At 61.3% G+C, this 974-nt stretch carries 2 protein-coding genes; both read right to left on the bottom strand.

Going from position 1 to position 974, the window contains the following annotated elements; genetic code table 11:
* Nucleotides 1-584 (bottom strand): citrate/2-methylcitrate synthase (locus V7080_RS24250; protein WP_334190946.1); only part of this gene is annotated, 584 nt, incomplete at its 3' end.
* Between the two features lie 23 nt (nucleotides 585-607).
* The coding region (locus tag V7080_RS24245; protein WP_334190945.1) for an isocitrate lyase/phosphoenolpyruvate mutase family protein at nucleotides 608-974 on the bottom strand (367 nt) is incomplete at its 5' end.

Below are 974 nucleotides of genomic sequence, written 5' to 3'. Positions count from 1 at the left end.
TGCTCCGCGTACAGGATCAGCGAGGTATGCATTGCCTTTTCCCATGCGGCCGACGGCGCCTTGCCGTGCAGCAGATGCAGGAAATGCGCGCCGATCGAATCGTCGTCGGTCTCGACCTCGATGCGCCGGCCGTTATGGCTGAAGTGATACCAGTACAGCAGCATCGAGCCGAGCGAGGCCATCAGCTTGTCGGCGATGTCGCGCGCGCCCGGAATGTTGTGGTCGTCCTTTTCCGGCAAGGCGCAGCCGAGCGCCGATACGCCGGTACGCATCACGTCCATCGGGTGAGAAGCGGCGGGCAGGCATTCCAGCACCGCCTTCACGTTCGCCGGCAGGCCGCGCAGCATCTTCAGCTTGGCCTTGTAGCCCTTCAGTTCGCCGCTGTTGGGCAGCTTGCCGTGCACCAGCAGATAGGCGATTTCCTCGAATTCGCAGGTATCGGCCACATCCAGGATGTCGTAGCCGCGGTAATGCAGATCGTTGCCGGTGCGGCCCACCGTGCAAAGCGCAGTGTTGCCCGCGGTAACACCCGACAGGGCGACGGATTTCTTTGGTTTTGGTCCGGCAGCGTGTTGCTCGCTCATATTTTCTCCAAGGGTGATATCGATTATTTGGTTTTTTGCTGGGCGAAGAGTGCGTCCAGCTTTTGTTCGAAGTCGTGATAGTTGATGCGCTCGTAGAGTTCCATGCGGGTCTGCATGGTATCGACCACGCTTTGCTGGGTGCCGTCGCGGCGGATCGCGGTATAAACGTTCTCGGCCGCCTTGTTCATGGCACGGAAGGCCGACAGCGGGTACAGCACCAGCCCGACGTTTACGCTCTTCAGCTGGTCGACGGTGTAGAGCGGCGTGGCGCCGAATTCGGTGATGTTGGCCAGCACCGGCACCTTCAGCGCCTCGACGAAGCGCTTGTAGGTGGGCAGGTCGTAGGCCGCCTCGGCAAAGATGCCATCGGCACCTGCCTCGACGTAGGCC

It is taken from the genome of Noviherbaspirillum sp. (assembly GCF_036846085.1).
Taxonomy (GTDB): domain Bacteria; phylum Pseudomonadota; class Gammaproteobacteria; order Burkholderiales; family Burkholderiaceae_D; genus Noviherbaspirillum.
The sequence above is the reverse complement of the archived record's forward strand: the minus strand, read 5'-3'. Positions and strand labels throughout refer to the sequence as shown.